Origin of the sequence: Rhodopseudomonas palustris (assembly GCF_013415845.1) — a bacterium.
In the GTDB taxonomy this organism is placed as follows: Bacteria; Pseudomonadota; Alphaproteobacteria; order Rhizobiales; family Xanthobacteraceae; genus Rhodopseudomonas; species Rhodopseudomonas palustris_F.
This window is the reverse complement of the sequence record NZ_CP058907.1, coordinates 4,448,164-4,463,119: the sequence shown is the minus strand read 5'-3', so window position 1 is coordinate 4,463,119 and position 14,956 is coordinate 4,448,164. Positions and strand designations below refer to the sequence as shown.

Below are 14,956 nucleotides of genomic sequence, written 5' to 3'. Positions count from 1 at the left end.
CGCCGATCGCACCTTATGCTTTCTGCTGATCGTAAAGCTTAACCGAACGGTCGGTCAATAGTGTTGCGTATGAGCGCGCGCAGACGGGATCGCGCGCAGAGCGCGATCAGATCGAAGCGGGAGGTTGGGGAGGAGATGCCGCGCGGCAGCGGCCGACGTTGAAAAATCAGCGGCGCCGGCAGACCAACTACGCGTCGCCGCGGCCGACGCTGTGATAGCTGAATCCGTGCTCGGCCATTTCGGCGGGGCGGTAGATGTTGCGCAGGTCGACCACGATCGGCTGCGCCATTGCGGCTTTCAGCCGCGGCAGATCGAGCGCGCGGAATTGCACCCATTCGGTGACGATCACCAGCGCGTCGGCGCCCTTGGCGCAGTCGTAGGCGTCCTCGCAGTAGGTGATGTCCGGCAACTCCGCCTTGGCCTGCGCCATGCCGGCGGGATCGAACGCCTTCACCTTGGCGCCCATGTCGGTGAGGCCGGTGACGAGCGGGATCGACGGCGCCTCGCGCATGTCGTCCGTGTCCGGCTTGAAGGTCAGGCCGAGCACCGCGATGGTCTTGCCGCGCATGTTGCCGCCGAGCGCGTGCGAGACCTTGCGGGCCATTGCGCGCTTGCGGTTGTCGTTGACGGCAAGGACCGCCTCGACGATCCGCACTGGCACGTCGTGGTCATGGGCGGTCTGCACTAGCGCGCGGGTGTCCTTGGGGAAGCAAGAGCCGCCGAAGCCGGGGCCGGCATGCAGGAATTTGGAGCCGATCCGGTTGTCCATGCCGATGCCGCGGGCGACGTCCTGGACGTCGGCGCCGACCTTTTCGGCGAGGTCCGCCATCTCGTTGATGAAGGTAATCTTGGTCGCCAGGAACGCGTTGGCGGCATATTTGATAAGCTCGGCGGTGCGCCGCGCGGTGTACATCAGAGGGCCCTGGTTTAGCGACAGCGGGCGGTAGATCTCCCCCATCACCTTGCGGGCGCGTTCGTCGGCAGTCCCGATCACGATGCGGTCGGGGAACTTGAAGTCGCGGATCGCGGCGCCCTCGCGCAGGAATTCAGGGTTCGAGGCGACCGCCGCGTCGGCGGTGGGATTGGTCTCGCGGATCAGCCGCTCGACCTCGTCGCCGGTGCCGACCGGGACCGTCGACTTGGTCACCACGACCGTGAAGCCTTTCAGGGCGGCGGCGATTTCCTTTGCCGCGGCATACACATAGGACAGGTCCGCGTGGCCGTCGCCGCGCCGCGACGGAGTCCCAACGGCGATGAACACCGCGTCCGCTTCGCCCACCGGGGCTGTCAGGTCGGTGGTGAAGTCGAGCCGCCCGGCCTTGACGTTGGCCGCGACCAGCTCGTCAAGCCCCGGTTCGTAAATGGGAATTTCGCCCCGATGCAGGGCCGCGATTTTGCCGGCATCCTTGTCGACGCAGGTTACCTGGTGGCCGAAGTCCGCGAAGCACGCCCCGGACACCAGCCCCACATAACCTGTCCCAATCATCGTGATGCGCATCGCTCAATCCGTTCCGTAAGCTGCCCGGCCCTGCCAGGGCTCGCCAGCCTCTTAGCAGATGGATTGCTGTTTCCCAATGACAGACGAGTGGGTCCCTAATCGGATTTGCACCGATTTATCTACGGTACTCATCGCATCGTTGCTCTTCCGGCGGTGGGAAATGCGTGCTATTTGACCTCAGCGAATTGGAACTGCCCACCGCCCCGCATGAACAACGACCAACTTCTCACCCGCATCTCCGACTACTGCCGCCAAGCTGGGATGGCCGAGACGACGTTCGGCCGGCGGGCGGTGAACGACGGGAAGTTGGTGTACCGGTTGCGCGAGGGTAAACGGATTACGCTGGATACGTTGGAGCGGATCGAGGCGTTTGTTGCCGCTGGCTTGGGCGTTGCGCCGCCGCCGCGGGGGCTTGTGGTGCCGCTGGAGCGGCGGGACCCGCGCAGCAACTTCCGGTTCTTCGAGAACCGTCAAAAATATCTATTGTTCGTCCATACTTGCGGGGAAAAGCGGGTGGTGGCGGACCGCGTCGCACTGGAGCTCGCCAACATCCACCCCCGTCCGCCCGCTCTGCGCGTGTTCGACGCCGGATGCGGCGATGGCACCGTTCTGGCCAGGGTGCTCAGGGCGATGCATGGGCGGTTTCCTCAGATACCGTTCTACGTCTCCGGCAAGGAACTCAGCGTCGAGGACCTGCGGCTGACGCTCGACAAGGTGCCGGACCGGCTGTTCGAGCATCCGGCCTCAGTCTTCGTGTTCACCAACATGAATTACGCCGAGGCGCCATGGCTGACGCCGGCGTCCTCGGCCGCCGCCGCCGGGATGATCTGGCATGAGGTCGCGCTGCGCGGCGCCTCCTCGGGCGAATTCGAGACCCAGATCGCCGAACTGGCGCCGTTTCTGCAGGACAACTGGCGCGCCAATGTCAGCCCCCGCACCGGGATGCCGGTGTACGAGCGCCCGGTCGCGATCGTGCTGTACCGCGAGGACCACCGCTTCCTGCTCGACGCGGTGATCCCGCGCGCCGGCCGCACCGAGGCCAATTTCGACCTGATCATCGCCTCGCAGCCCTACCGGGCGAAATCATCCGTCAACTTCCGGGCCAAGCGGATCATCGCGCCGCTGGCGCGGGCGCTGCGTCCGGGTGGGCGGCTGATCGGAATCCATTCCCACGGCCACGATCCCGGATTGGAAATCGTCCAATCGATCTGGCCGGACGAGAACCCGTTCTCGGTCAGCCGCCACGAATTGTTGCGCGCGGTCAAATACGAGCTCGGCTCGGCTGGTAGAGACCTAAACTTCAATGCCTACGCCGATAACCGCTCGATCTTTCGCTACGATATGGAGGCTTTGCCCAATGAGGTCACCGGACCGATCGGCAATTCGACGGCCTTTGCAGCATGGAATGCCGCGGTGTATGTCGCGCAGATCGAGGACGACCGGCTCACGGAAGTGACCCGGGACGGCCAGTATTTGGAAGCCACCAGAGAGGTTCTGCGCAAGCATAGCGGTCTCTGGTTCAACGACGAATCCTACGTCATCTCGCGCAGGCGCGACTGACATCTTCTGGATAGCTATCTTTCACGAAAACACCGCCGGGGTCCGGCGGACAAGGGGTTGGTGATGCGCGCGTCTTATATGTTCACGAGTGAGTCCGTGTCGGAAGGACATCCGGACAAGGTTTGCGATCGGATCTCCGACGAGATCGTCGATCTGTTCTATCGCGAAGGGCCGAAGGCCGGCATCGATCCGTGGGCGATCCGTGCCGCCTGCGAAACGCTTGCGACGACCAACAAGGTGGTGATCGCCGGTGAGACCCGCGGCCCGGCCTCGGTCACCAACGAGCAGATCGAGCAGGTGGTGCGCGATGCCATCAAGGACATCGGCTACGAGCAGGAAGGCTTCCACTGGAAGACCGCCGACATCGAGATCCTGCTGCATCCGCAGTCGGCCGACATCGCGCAGGGCGTTGACGCGCTGCAGCCCGGCACCAACAAGGAAGAGGGCGCCGGTGACCAGGGCATCATGTTCGGCTACGCCACTAATGAGACGCCCGACCTGATGCCGGCGCCGATCTTCTACGCCCACAAGATCCTGCGGCTGATCTCGGAAGCTCGCCACTCCGGTAAGGAGAAGGTGCTCGGCCCGGACAGCAAGAGCCAGGTCACGATCCAGTACGAGAACGGCAAGCCGCAATACGTCCGCGAGATCGTGGTGTCGCATCAGCACCTGGTCGAGGACCTGAGCTCGAACCAGATCCGCGACTGCGTCGAGCCCTATGTGCGCCAGGCGCTGCCCGACGGCTGGATTACCGACAAGACGATCTGGCATATCAACCCGACCGGCAAGTTCTACATCGGCGGTCCGGACGGCGACACCGGCCTGACCGGCCGCAAGATCATCGTCGATACGTACGGCGGCGCCGCGCCGCACGGCGGCGGTGCGTTCTCCGGCAAGGACCCGACCAAGGTCGACCGCTCGGCGGCTTATGCGGCGCGCTACCTCGCCAAGAACGTCGTCGCCTCTGGCCTCGCCGACAAGTGCACCCTGCAGCTCGCCTACGCGATCGGCGTGGCGCGGCCGCTGTCGATCTACATCGACACCCACGGCACCGGTAAGGTCTCCGAGGACAAGCTGGAGACCATCGTGGCCGAGGTGATGGACCTGACCCCGCGCGGCATCCGCACCCACCTCGACCTCAACAAGCCGATCTACGCCCGGACCTCGTCCTACGGCCATTTCGGCCGCACCCCGGACGCCGACGGCGGCTTCTCCTGGGAGAAGACCGATCTTGCCGACGCCATGAAGCGTGCGGTGTAACTAGACCGATACCACCGTCTCTCACCTTTCCCCGCGCGCGGGGAAAGGTCGGGTCGCCGCATCGCGGCGATCCGGGTGAGGGGGGCCTCGCACCGAGGCCGAGCCTTGCCGCTGCCCCTCACCCCGGCCCTCTCCCCGCAACAGCGGGGCGAGGGAGACGAGGCGCACTGCCTCAAACTGCCCGATTCAGTTCGTAGTGCTCAGTTCGACTGACACAGACATCAGGAAACCCATCCGCATGACCGCCAAGTTCACCGATTACATCGTCAAGGACATCGGCCTCGCCGAGTTCGGCCGCAAGGAGATCTCGCTGGCCGAGACCGAAATGCCGGGCCTGATGGCGACCCGGGAAGAATACGGGCCGAAGCAGCCGCTGAAGGGCGCCAAGATCGCCGGCTCGCTGCACATGACGATCCAGACTGCGGTGCTGATCGAGACACTGGTGGCGCTCGGCGCCGAGGTGCGCTGGGTGTCGTGCAACATCTACTCGACCCAGGACCACGCCGCCGCCGCGATCGCCGCCGCCGGCATTCCGGTGTTCGCCGTCAAGGGCGAGACGCTGAAGGATTACTGGGACTACACCGCCAAGCTGTTCGACTGGTCGGACGGCGGCACCCCGAACATGATCCTGGACGACGGCGGCGACGCCACCATGTTCGTGCATCAGGGCCTGCGCGCCGAGAACGGCGACACCATGTTCCTCGATCAGCACAATTCGGAAGAAGAAGAGATCTTCTTCGCGCTGATCAAGCGCATCCTCAAAGAGAAGCCGAAGGGCTACTTCGCCACGCTCGCCAAGAACATCAAGGGCGTATCGGAAGAGACCACCACGGGCGTGCATCGTCTGTACGACATGGAGAAGGCCGGCAAGCTGTTGTTCCCGGCGATCAACGTCAATGACTCGGTCACCAAGTCGAAGTTCGACAACCTCTATGGTTGCCGTGAATCGCTGGTCGACGGCATCCGCCGCGGCACCGACGTGATGCTGTCGGGCAAGGTCGCGATGGTCGCCGGCTTCGGCGACGTCGGCAAGGGCTCGGCCGCCAGCTTGCGCCAGGCCGGCTGCCGCGTGATGGTGTCGGAAGTCGATCCGATCTGCGCCCTGCAGGCCGCGATGGAAGGCTATCAGGTGGTGACCATGGAAGACGCGGCGCCGATCGCCGACATCTTCGTCACCGCCACCGGCAACAAGGACATCATCACCATCGACCACATGCGCGCGATGAAGGATCGCGCCATCGTCTGCAACATCGGCCACTTCGACAACGAGATTCAGGTCGCCAGCCTGAAGAACATGAAGTGGGACAACATCAAGCCGCAGGTCGACGAGATCACCTTCCCGGACGGCAAGCGGATGATCCTGTTGTCGGAAGGGCGCCTCGTGAACCTCGGCAACGCGATGGGTCACCCGAGCTTCGTGATGTCGGCGTCGTTCACCAACCAGACGCTGGCGCAGATCGAGCTGTTCCAGAACCAGGGCAAGTACGAGAAGAAGGTCTACGTGCTGCCGAAGACGCTCGACGAAAAGGTCGCCCGCCTGCACCTCGCCAAGATCGGCGTCAAGCTCACCGAGCTGCGCAAGGACCAGGCCGACTACATCGGCGTCAAGGTCGAAGGCCCGTTCAAGGCGGATCATTATCGGTATTGAGGAGGCGAGGGGGCGTCACGAACGACGCGTCGCCGATCCACCTGACGCCGTCATGGCCAGGCTCGTCCTGGCCATCCACGAAACAGCGAAGCCCCGGAGTAATGCTCCGGGGCTTTTATTGTCCCATGATCAATTTGGTTCTTGGATCGAGGTCGCTCGGGCAGGCCTGCCTGCTGAAAGCGGCAGACGCCGAATCCACCCCAGGATGCGGAAGGGCCGAAAGAGTTATTGATTCCGGATCAGCTTCCTCCAAATATGGAGATCTGGATATGGCCACGACCAGAGGTAAAACTTACTGAAATGGAGTGGAGAGCCATGAGCGACGATCTCGACGTTGTGGACGGTGGCACGGAGACGCAGGTCACCAAGCAACACGTTGAAGAGCGTGTCCAGGATTGGAAAAATCGCCTTAGTGATTTGTTCCGCGACGTGGGCGGTTGGGCGCGAGACAACGGATGGCAGGTCGACGACCGCGGTAAGGTCTCGATGCATGAAGAACTCATGCAGAAGTTCAATCTCCCCCCGACAAGCCAGCCGACGCTTCGCTTGGACGGAGAGTGCGGTTACGCGCTGTTCAAACCGAAGGGGTTGTGGGTGATCGGTGCGAATGGCCGCGTCGATCTTTATACGTCGAAGGGCACATTCATCATCGTCGATTTGGCCGAGCGCGGAGAGCCTCCTCGGTGGACGATTTTCCGAACGAGCTCGAAGCGTGAAGGCGAACCCTTTTCGCCAGAAATATTAGCGAACTTGATTTGAGATGGACAAGCTTCCAGAGATTAAGGCCAGCTACGATTGGTTCTTCGCTCGTTACCAATCCGAAACCGCAGAACGGGCGAGAAGCGGCGACATTGCCGCCATTGATCGAATGGAATTGAGGCGCGACATCTTGGAGCGCGCCGTATTTGTGCTGATGTTCGGACAATTCGAGAAGGCGGTGAATTCGAAATTCGAAGAGGCTGTCAACGCGCGGATCACCAACCCCGACTGGAATTCTCGGCGCGGCTGGGACACGCCGTCGTTGAGAGGGAATAAAGTGCCGTTCGATACTCGGCTTGCGATGGTGTTGGACAGCCAGTCACCGTCATTCCGGCGCGTCCTGCAAACCTATGCAACGCGCAATCACTGTGCTCACGGCGGGACCACGAACGCTGTCGGCTCCATCGACGCACTCGAAGCAGACCTCTATCGCTGGCAATCCGAACTGCGGACCTGAGGCCAGCACGCAGAGCCGCTTGGGCGAAGCGACGCCGGCGAGTATATTGAGGGAGCTTCTGCCGTCCTGGATATCGCGCTCGTTCGCCACTTCTTGCTGCCGAAGTCCCTCTACGAAAAGGTCGCCCGCCTGCGCCTCGCCAAGATCGGCGTCAAGTTCACCAAAACTGCGCAAGGACAGGCCGACTACATCGGCGTCAAGGTCGAGGAACTGTTCAAGGCGGAGCATTATCGGTACTGATGAGGAGGGCGCGCGTCACGAACGACGCACCGCCGATCCACCTGACGCCGTCGTGGCCGGGCTCGTCCCGGCCATCCATGAAGGCCCTGGAGCGATCCGGGGCTTCTATCAAATCGGGAGCCTGAGACACGGAATTGTGTCCTGAGATCGTAATCACCTGACAGTTTGGCCCCGAAAGAACCGGGCGCGGACCGCAAGAGTCCGAGCGCCCGGTTCCGGTGGTCACGCCGCGTCCGAGCGGGTTTGATGGTGTCGCCAAACGACCAATCGAACCTCAAGGACAAACGATCATGACCTCCAAGGACAAGATAGCACGGCGCAAGCTCTCGTTGCTGGAGCTGGCCACGGATCTTCAGAACGTCAGCCGCGCCTGCAAGGTGATGGGTTATTCCCGGCAGCAGTTCTACGAGATCCGCCGCAACTTCCAGACCTTCGGCGCCGAAGGCCTGATCGACCGGCTGCCCGGCGCCAGGGGGCCGCATCCCAACCGCGTCTCGGCCGAGATCGAGGCAGCCGTGCTCGACCACGCCCTGGTGCACCCGTGCCACGGCGCGGTGCGTGTCGAGCAGGAGCTGCGGCTGAAAGGCCTGCAGGTCTCCGCCGGCGGCATCCGCGGGGTGTGGCAGCGCCATGGCCTGCTGACCAAGCACGAGCGGCTGCTGCGGCTGGAGAAGACCACCGCCGAGCGCACCATCGAGCTCTCGGACGAACAGACAAGGCTGCTCGAACGGTTCTCGCCCGAGTTCCGGGAGCGCCACATCGAGGCCCCGCACACCGGCAGCCTCGTCGCCGTCGACACTTTCTTCGTCGGCACGCTCAAGGGTGTCGGCAAGGTCTATCTGCAGACCGCGATCGACTGCCATAGCCGCTACGCCTTCGCCCGGCTCTACTCCAGCAAGCTGCCGGTCACCGCCGTGCATTTGATGAACAACGACGTGCTGCCGACCTTCGAGGCGCACGACGCCAAAATCGAGACCGTGCTGTCCGACAACGGCCGGGAGTTCTGCGGCCGGCCCGACCAGCATCCCTACGAGCTGTTCCTGCAGCTCGAGGACATCGACCACCGCACCACACGGGTGAAGCGGCCGCAGTCCAACGGCATCGTCGAGCGGCTGCACCGCACCCTGCTCGACGAGCACTTCCGGGTCGAGGGTCGCCGCACCTGGTTCGAAACCATCGACGAGATGCAGACCGTTCTCGACGACTACCTGGTCGGCTACAATCAGCGCCGGCCGCACCAGGGCCGCGGCATGAACGGCCGCACACCGGCCACCGCCTTCGTCGAAGGGCTGCCCACGTCACAGCAAAGGAAGGAGGGAAAGAAAGCCGGAAAACAAGCCACCAAAGTAGCCGCCTGACGCCGCCCGCTCACCGCGGCACTGTCAGCCGATTACCCTCTCTGTACAGGAATTGAATGCATCTCAGACAGTAGAGGTCATTGGTTGCAGTGGTGTGCAAAGCTGATCTAGGTTTCTCGTGAATTGCTGACCGTATTGTGCAAAGGTGCAAGATTACTAGAGTGGCCACATTCGAACAATGGGATACTCCGCGTCGCTCTGAGCTAGACTTGTGCGTTGCATGTCGTTTGTAAATCGATCTGATGGAGCGGCTCCTTTACCGCGCTAAGTAGCTGTCATTGGATTTGTCATTCAATCGAGTGAACGCACATATCAGTCCTGAGAAATTTTGCTCATGTTCTTCTTCTTTTTTGACTTTGTTCCGGGTAACCAACGTGTTGAGCGACCTGATCATCCCTTTCTTCTAAGAGGGCCGGACGTGCTCGTCGGTGGCCCAGACAATTTGTGCGCTATTTTCGTACCGCAAGCTGTCGAACTCCGAAATCCTGCGCACCTTTTGGCGAGGCTGATTTCTGCCCGACTGGCATTGCCGAGATTTGTGCGCACCGTACTGATGTTTAAACGGCCTGAAGAGCACCGTCTCTCTTTTCTGCAATCGCACTTCGGCTTAACCACGACCGAGACTGATCCGCACTTGGTTCAATTCCTCAATTCTCCAAATGATTTTGGAAATTCCGAACCTATGAAGCCGGAGATACAAAGTCTGTCTTCTCAGAATTTCGATCTATGCATGCGAGTCGTCCGTATGGCCTACCGTGCTGAACGAGTATTAAGGAGGAGCTCCAGCGATGGCCGGTCGATTGCGTCGATGGGTCACGATCGCTGGCGGATATCGACGGGTGAGGTGCGCTATAGTCCTAGAAATCGCATCGTTGTTGAGGGTGTGTATGCATCTGTTCTCTCGGGGAAAACTCAGTCTAACTTGAAGCGGCAGTTGAGTGCCGCTCTCACAGCGCGCTTGCTGAGTGCGTATCAGCTCGACCGGGGAGTTCCATATCCCGTTCCTCACAGTGGTCCTGAACTGGCTATTGCAGCAAATGCGCTAGATCTGTTTCCTTTGAGAGGGAAAGAGGTTTATGCCTTAGCATTTTCCGGCATCTCGCTGCTTCCGACGGACGACCTGAGTATCGTGTCAGAAGCCGCTTCTATGTATCGAACGCTAACGAGTGGGTTCGATGGTTCAGGTGAGCAATGAAAGCCTCGGGTAAACGAATCGACACGCTTATCCTGCTTGTGAATGCGTCTCCGGGATTTCAGGATGTGGTGGTCAAGGCGGCCGTGATTGATGAGCTTCAGGAGATTAAGCGCTTAGCTGGGATGCAGCCCTTGCGCCGACGGCGTTTACTTGGGTTGTTGCATCTGTCGCGTTGCCTTGAAACGTCGCTTCGATCGGTAGTTCAATCAAAGGCGATAACCCTTCCTCTTGATAGGCGAAATATGGGAGGGTACCTCAATGCGTTGGTTAATGCTTCGCCGTCCCTACTGCCAAGAATAGTCAAAGATGACTGTATCAAGAGGGTTGCGAACCTCCGGAATAGGATTGCGCATGTGGCAGGTGAGTACCCTGCTAACGACGTTCTCTTGGATGGGGCTGTGCAGGCTGCTCATGGCTGTTTGATAATCGTACTACGATGAAACCCTTGATTGTTATAAGCTAAATAAACTCGTGGGGCGGTTAGTTTAGCACAATGCGCCATTGCGCCAAGGCAAGCCGTTACGGCTTTTCGGCGGGTTAAGCCTTCGGCTAACCCACCCTTGTAATAACGAAATCGAATATCGTTGGGGTGTTCCGAAAGGAATGCTCTGCCGCGGACGGCCATCCGCGGCAGAGCGGCTGGCGATCGGATCGTACCCGCCCTGAGTCGTCTTTGACTGCCCCGTAGCGTGATCGCGCCAGTGCCTTCATCGGACCCGGATGGTTGCCGGAACAACTTGGTTCGCTTCACAAGGCAGGGGTCGACGAAGATGACGAAGACTAGCACGGGAACGGCCGGCATCGATACGGCCAAGGACAAGCTCGACGTCGCGGTGCATGGCCGGGAGCAGCGATGGCAAGTGGCGAATGCTGCGGCTGGATGGCGACGATTGGCCGCCGATCTGGCCAAGGCGGGCGTCACGAAGGTCGGTATCGAAGCCACCGGCGGATACGAACGCGGCGTAGTCTCGCATCTGCGGGCCAAAGGCTTCGTCGTCCTGGTGTTGCAGCCGATCCAGGTCAAGAACTTCGCCCGGCTGCATCTGCGCCGCGCCAAGAATGATGTCTTGGACGCCGTACTGATCGCGGCCTGTGCGGCGCTGCTCGATACTCCGTCGATCGAAGCGGACGAAAGGCTCACGGACTTCGCGGATCACCTGACGTTCGTCGAGCAGATTGAAGAAGACATTGTCCGCCTCAAAACCCGGCTCGAACATCTCGACGAGCCACGGCGACGGCGCCTGGTCCTCGACGACATCGATCGGCTGAAGGCGCGACGGCTCGCCGAGCTCGAACGCATTGACGACCAATTGCGCGAGCATGTGGATTTGGCGCGGCGTCTCGATCTGGTGCTCAGCGTGCCCGGCATCGGTGCGCGGACGGCGCTGGCGCTGATCATCCGCATGCCAGAACTCGGCCAGATCAGCCGAGAGAAGGCGGCGGCACTCGCAGGCCTTGCGCCGTTCGACGACGATAGCGGCAAGCGTAAGGGGGAGCGCCACATTGCCGGTGGCCGAGCCCGCCTACGACGCTCGTTGTTTGCTGCGGCGCTGCCAGCCTCCTTCCGCTGGAACAAGGCCCTGTGCGCGCTCTACGCCCGCCTCAAAGCCCGAGGCTATGCGCACAATTACGCCCTCGTCGCCTGCGCTCGAAAGCTCCTCATCTACGCAAACACCGTCGTCCAGCGCGGCTCGCCATGGGTCGAAAACAAGGCTGCGCCTTAATGGTTACTACGATGTTGCAGCTGTTTTTGTGGTCTGAGACAGCGTGACGGCACCGATCCGAAACGTCACTGCTCGACGTCGCGCATCCGTAGCGCGCCGCGCGGCCTCGACGACCTCGAAACGCGGCTCGGCCGCCGGCTGGTGGAGCGGACGCCACGCTGTCAGGAGCCATCGTATAGCGAATATCCGTCGCGTGAAGGTGCCGGCTCGTTTCTGCGGCTAACGAGAGGCGCGGTGCAGAGGAGTGTCGTCGATGACGCAGCGAGTGGGATATTTCTGGGACATGATCGAAGGCCGCCAGCCCGCGCCGCCCGCCGCGCGGCTTTTGGGTTGGAAGCTGCTGGCCATCGATCCGGCAACGGGGAGCATCGAGGTCGAGTTTCTGGCAACGGAATCCTTCCTCAATCCGTCTGGATCGGTCCAAGGCGGCCTTCTGAGCGCGATGCTCGACGATACGGTGGGGCCGGCGGCGATGGCCTTTCTGGGCGGCGACCAGATCGCGCAGACCCTGGAGCTGAAAGTGAGCTTCATGCGGCCCGGAAGGCCGGGACGGCTCGTCGGCCGAGGTCGTGTGGTGCACAGAGGTCGCGAAATCCTGTTCCTCGAAGGGGAGCTACGTGATTCCGATCACCGGCTGATCGCGACGGCCACAGCAACTGCGAGAGCAATTGCATTGCCCGAAGGCCACGCGCCAGCGAAGCCTGCGTGAGTATGCATAGCCCCGAAGAACGGCCTGTTTGTCGGACTCGATCAACACTCAGGCCGCTTGCCCTGACGGCGCCGCAGGCTGGCGCCGGGCACTTCAGCTCTGAAAGGCGACGGCACAGACGCTCGGCATGAAGCCAAGGTCTGCGCCGGCCAGCGGAGCTGCAATCAGAACTTGATGCTCAGACCGCCGGAGACGGTGTGGGCGGTCGCGGCGTCGCGGACGGTGCCGGTATAGCCGAAGCTGCCGGAAATTCCCGCCAAACTCGTCAGCGACAGCCCGGCAGCGACGCGGATCGCATCGGCACCGAGTGCTGCGGTCTGGCCCACCACGGAGGTGCCCAACAAATTGGTCTCGACCTGGATCGGGCCATCGTTGGTGAAGCGGACATAGGCGAGGTCGATGGTCGGTGCGACCGCGACGCGTTGGTCCACCGTCTTGATCGGCGCGCAGGCCCAGCGCACGCCTGCACCATATTCGGCTTCCGATAAACTCGCCGAGGGCACCGACAGACTGAAGATGCTGGCGTTGGTTTCACTGAAGCCGCCGAAGCTCTGGTTGCGGGTCGCGCCATGCACGTAAGGCTCGATCCGGCCGACCTCAGTCTGGAAAGTCCAGCCGCCACGTCCCTGGAAGAAATAGGCCACGTCGGTGGACGACGACTGCGCCGCGCTGATCGTCGACGCGAACACGGTGCCCGCGGTGCCGGGGATGACACGACGCTGATAGGACTGATCGAAGCTGTTCCAACCGCCGGCGACGTTGACGAAGGCCGGTCCGTACATCGCGGCCGCATAGCCGAGCACATGCCAAGCCTGGGCACCGGCCTTGTCGCTGATGCCCGACGCGGTGAGATTGGTATTCGATCCGCCGCCCGCGACGCCGACCAGCAGGTTCTGATTGTTGACCAAGTCAAAGCCGAGCAGGCCGCCACTGATGTCGGCCGTCGTCTGCGGCGAGCTCGCGCCGCCCGACAATGTGGCCCGCCCGGCCAGACCGCGAGCCCAGACATTGCCGAAGCCGAGCGGGGAGGGCTGTGGGGCCGCCGCCAGATCCGCCGCATAGGCGTTGCGCGGGTTCGAGCCGCTCTGGCTGAACACACCGTTTTGCCCGGCGAAGGCGAGCGGAGCCGTGACGACGTCACCCCGGCCGTTGCGCAGATCGGAGATGCGGTCGAGCACCGTGTTGCCGATCGCCGACAGGGTGGTGAAGCGGCCCCAGGCTGCACTCGCGAACAACGCCGCGCCACGCGAGTTGATCGTGTCGACGATGTTATCGACCGCAAGCAGGCCCCAGCCATAAACGTCATCAATGCCGGGTGCGCCGATGTCACGGCTGGTTTGCAGCACGATCTGGGCGAGCTGCGCCCCGCTCGCCTTGGGGAACATCTGCCTTGCGATCGCTGTCGCGCCGGTCACGTAGGGCGCCGCCATCGAGGTTCCGGACATGTAGCCGTAGTCGTTTCCGGGGATGGTCGAATAAATGCCGGGATTGAAATCTCCCCCCGGGGCGGCGAGGCACCACGCCTTGGCGACGCCGCAGGCGTTGGCGTAGGAAGCGATCGTTCCATTCTCCCCCACCGACGTCACCGCAATCCAGTTAGCTTTGAGCTCCTGAATGTAGTAGGGCGCGGCGGCCTGCCAGCTCGGCTGACTGCGACCGTCATTGCCGGTCGACCATACCAGGACCGCATCGGCGTTGACGGCGCGCGTGAACGCGCCGACCAGCAGGGGCTCGTGAGCCACCAGCTCTTCGCGCGACGTGAAATTTGCGATCGAGTCCGACGACCCCCATGAATTATTGAAGATGCGGACGCCGCTCCCGATGGCGCCGTCGTAGGCGTCCGCGACGGCCGCGTCGCCCAGATAGGATCCGCCGGCTCCCGTGAAGATCTTCAACGATGAGAACCGAACATCGGGGGCTACGCCCTCCATGCCCCGGTTGATGTCCGTGGCACCGATGATGCCGGCGACATGTGTCGCATGAGGATGATTGCTCCCGGCGACGAATGAGCCATAGTTGTAGTCGAAGGCGCGGCCGCTCAATGCGGGGTGACTGAAGTCGATGCCGGTATCGACGACGCCGACCACCACACCCTTGCCGGTCCACCCCTGTGCCTTGGCGGCGGGGGCGCCGATCGCCAGCCAGCCCCAATCGGTGTCCGCCGCCTGCGCCGGCGCAGAGCCGATCAAGAGCGCGAGCGCGAGCAGAGAACTGCTCTGCGCAAGACGCAGCTTTGCGGTCGTGTTGTCGATCGCTTCCGAATTACTCATGCCGCCCCCGAAATGATGCCCTTGCATTGCTCTGGAGGATCCAACGCTCGCCGCATGGCTGGCGCTGAATGCAGGCGTTCTTGTTTCGTGGGCCTGGGTCGATCCTCAATGGTCGATTGCTAAGTTCGGAACGGAGTGTTTGTCATTGTGGTCGTCGCGGGGCGCAGAATTATTGTTCGCGAGTTGCAATTTTGAGACATGACCTTGCGAGATCGTGCCGGATTCCGACCTGGGTTACTAATTCGTCGCATCATTGGTTAGTTGTCGTTAACGGTGTG

At 62.1% G+C, this 14,956-nt stretch carries 11 protein-coding genes and 1 pseudogene; 10 read left to right on the top strand and 2 right to left on the bottom strand.

The window, feature by feature from the left end; genetic code table 11:
* Positions 1-187 precede the first annotated feature (187 nt).
* Entirely contained in the window at positions 188-1,498 is a 1,311-nt protein-coding gene (locus tag HZF03_RS20320) for a UDP-glucose dehydrogenase family protein (RefSeq protein ID WP_104512346.1), read from the bottom strand.
* A gap of 207 nt (positions 1,499-1,705) precedes the next feature.
* Here HZF03_RS20320 and HZF03_RS20315 point away from each other — a divergent pair, with 207 nt between their 5' ends.
* From HZF03_RS20315 to HZF03_RS20270, 10 genes and pseudogenes are all read left to right on the top strand, one after another.
* On the top strand, positions 1,706-3,058 hold the full coding sequence (locus HZF03_RS20315; RefSeq protein ID WP_012497355.1) for a hypothetical protein: 1,353 nt from the start codon (positions 1,706-1,708) through the stop codon (positions 3,056-3,058).
* A 63-nt stretch (positions 3,059-3,121) separates the two neighbouring features.
* Positions 3,122-4,318, top strand: coding sequence for a methionine adenosyltransferase (metK, locus tag HZF03_RS20310; protein ID WP_104512368.1), 1,197 nt, complete (start codon positions 3,122-3,124; stop codon positions 4,316-4,318).
* Positions 4,319-4,556: 238 nt separating this feature from the next.
* On the top strand, positions 4,557-5,966 hold the full coding sequence (gene ahcY, locus HZF03_RS20305; protein WP_119020089.1) for an adenosylhomocysteinase: 1,410 nt from the start codon (positions 4,557-4,559) through the stop codon (positions 5,964-5,966).
* Between the two features lie 315 nt (positions 5,967-6,281).
* Positions 6,282-6,725, top strand: coding sequence for a hypothetical protein (locus HZF03_RS20300; RefSeq protein WP_133303273.1), 444 nt, complete (start codon positions 6,282-6,284; stop codon positions 6,723-6,725).
* A 1-nt stretch (position 6,726) separates the two neighbouring features.
* Positions 6,727-7,182 (top strand): hypothetical protein, encoded by a 456-nt coding sequence (locus HZF03_RS20295; protein ID WP_119020087.1) that lies wholly within the window; start codon positions 6,727-6,729, stop codon positions 7,180-7,182.
* A 90-nt stretch (positions 7,183-7,272) separates the two neighbouring features.
* Positions 7,273-7,422, top strand: a pseudogene (locus HZF03_RS20290) (adenosylhomocysteinase); the annotation flags it as partial.
* Positions 7,423-7,712: 290 nt separating this feature from the next.
* Positions 7,713-8,780, top strand: a complete 1,068-nt coding sequence (locus HZF03_RS20285) for an IS481 family transposase (RefSeq protein WP_179906168.1) — start codon at positions 7,713-7,715, stop codon at positions 8,778-8,780.
* 334 nt (positions 8,781-9,114) lie between these two features.
* Positions 9,115-9,975 carry a hypothetical protein gene (locus HZF03_RS20280; protein WP_133303230.1) on the top strand — a complete coding sequence of 287 codons (861 nt, stop codon included), beginning with the start codon at positions 9,115-9,117 and terminating at the stop codon, positions 9,973-9,975.
* A 770-nt stretch (positions 9,976-10,745) separates the two neighbouring features.
* Positions 10,746-11,699, top strand: coding sequence for an IS110 family RNA-guided transposase (locus HZF03_RS20275; RefSeq protein WP_119018120.1), 954 nt, complete (start codon positions 10,746-10,748; stop codon positions 11,697-11,699).
* 253 nt (positions 11,700-11,952) lie between these two features.
* The gene (locus HZF03_RS20270) at positions 11,953-12,408 is read left to right on the top strand and encodes a PaaI family thioesterase (protein ID WP_119018119.1); all 456 of its coding nucleotides are present in this window, start codon (positions 11,953-11,955) and stop codon (positions 12,406-12,408) included.
* A gap of 164 nt (positions 12,409-12,572) precedes the next feature.
* Here the strand turns inward: HZF03_RS20270 and HZF03_RS20265 are convergent, their stop codons facing one another.
* Positions 12,573-14,678: a S8 family peptidase gene (locus tag HZF03_RS20265; RefSeq protein WP_234832210.1), complete on the bottom strand. Its 2,106-nt coding sequence runs from the start codon at positions 14,676-14,678 to the stop codon at positions 12,573-12,575.
* Positions 14,679-14,956: the final 278 nt, after the last annotated feature.

What these genes read in the sequence shown, in the direction of transcription:
- HZF03_RS20320 (WP_104512346.1), bottom strand. Translation starts at nt 1,498, where the DNA reads ATGCGCATCACGATGATTGGGACAGGTTATGTGGGGCTGGTGTCCGGG.
- HZF03_RS20315 (WP_012497355.1), top strand. Translation starts at nt 1,706, where the DNA reads ATGAACAACGACCAACTTCTCACCCGCATCTCCGACTACTGCCGCCAA.
- metK (WP_104512368.1), top strand. Translation starts at nt 3,122, where the DNA reads ATGCGCGCGTCTTATATGTTCACGAGTGAGTCCGTGTCGGAAGGACAT.
- ahcY (WP_119020089.1), top strand. Translation starts at nt 4,557, where the DNA reads ATGACCGCCAAGTTCACCGATTACATCGTCAAGGACATCGGCCTCGCC.
- HZF03_RS20300 (WP_133303273.1), top strand. Translation starts at nt 6,282, where the DNA reads ATGAGCGACGATCTCGACGTTGTGGACGGTGGCACGGAGACGCAGGTC.
- HZF03_RS20295 (WP_119020087.1), top strand. Translation starts at nt 6,727, where the DNA reads ATGGACAAGCTTCCAGAGATTAAGGCCAGCTACGATTGGTTCTTCGCT.
- HZF03_RS20285 (WP_179906168.1), top strand. Translation starts at nt 7,713, where the DNA reads ATGACCTCCAAGGACAAGATAGCACGGCGCAAGCTCTCGTTGCTGGAG.
- HZF03_RS20280 (WP_133303230.1), top strand. Translation starts at nt 9,115, where the DNA reads ATGTTCTTCTTCTTTTTTGACTTTGTTCCGGGTAACCAACGTGTTGAG.
- HZF03_RS20275 (WP_119018120.1), top strand. Translation starts at nt 10,746, where the DNA reads ATGACGAAGACTAGCACGGGAACGGCCGGCATCGATACGGCCAAGGAC.
- HZF03_RS20270 (WP_119018119.1), top strand. Translation starts at nt 11,953, where the DNA reads ATGACGCAGCGAGTGGGATATTTCTGGGACATGATCGAAGGCCGCCAG.
- HZF03_RS20265 (WP_234832210.1), bottom strand. Translation starts at nt 14,678, where the DNA reads ATGAGTAATTCGGAAGCGATCGACAACACGACCGCAAAGCTGCGTCTT.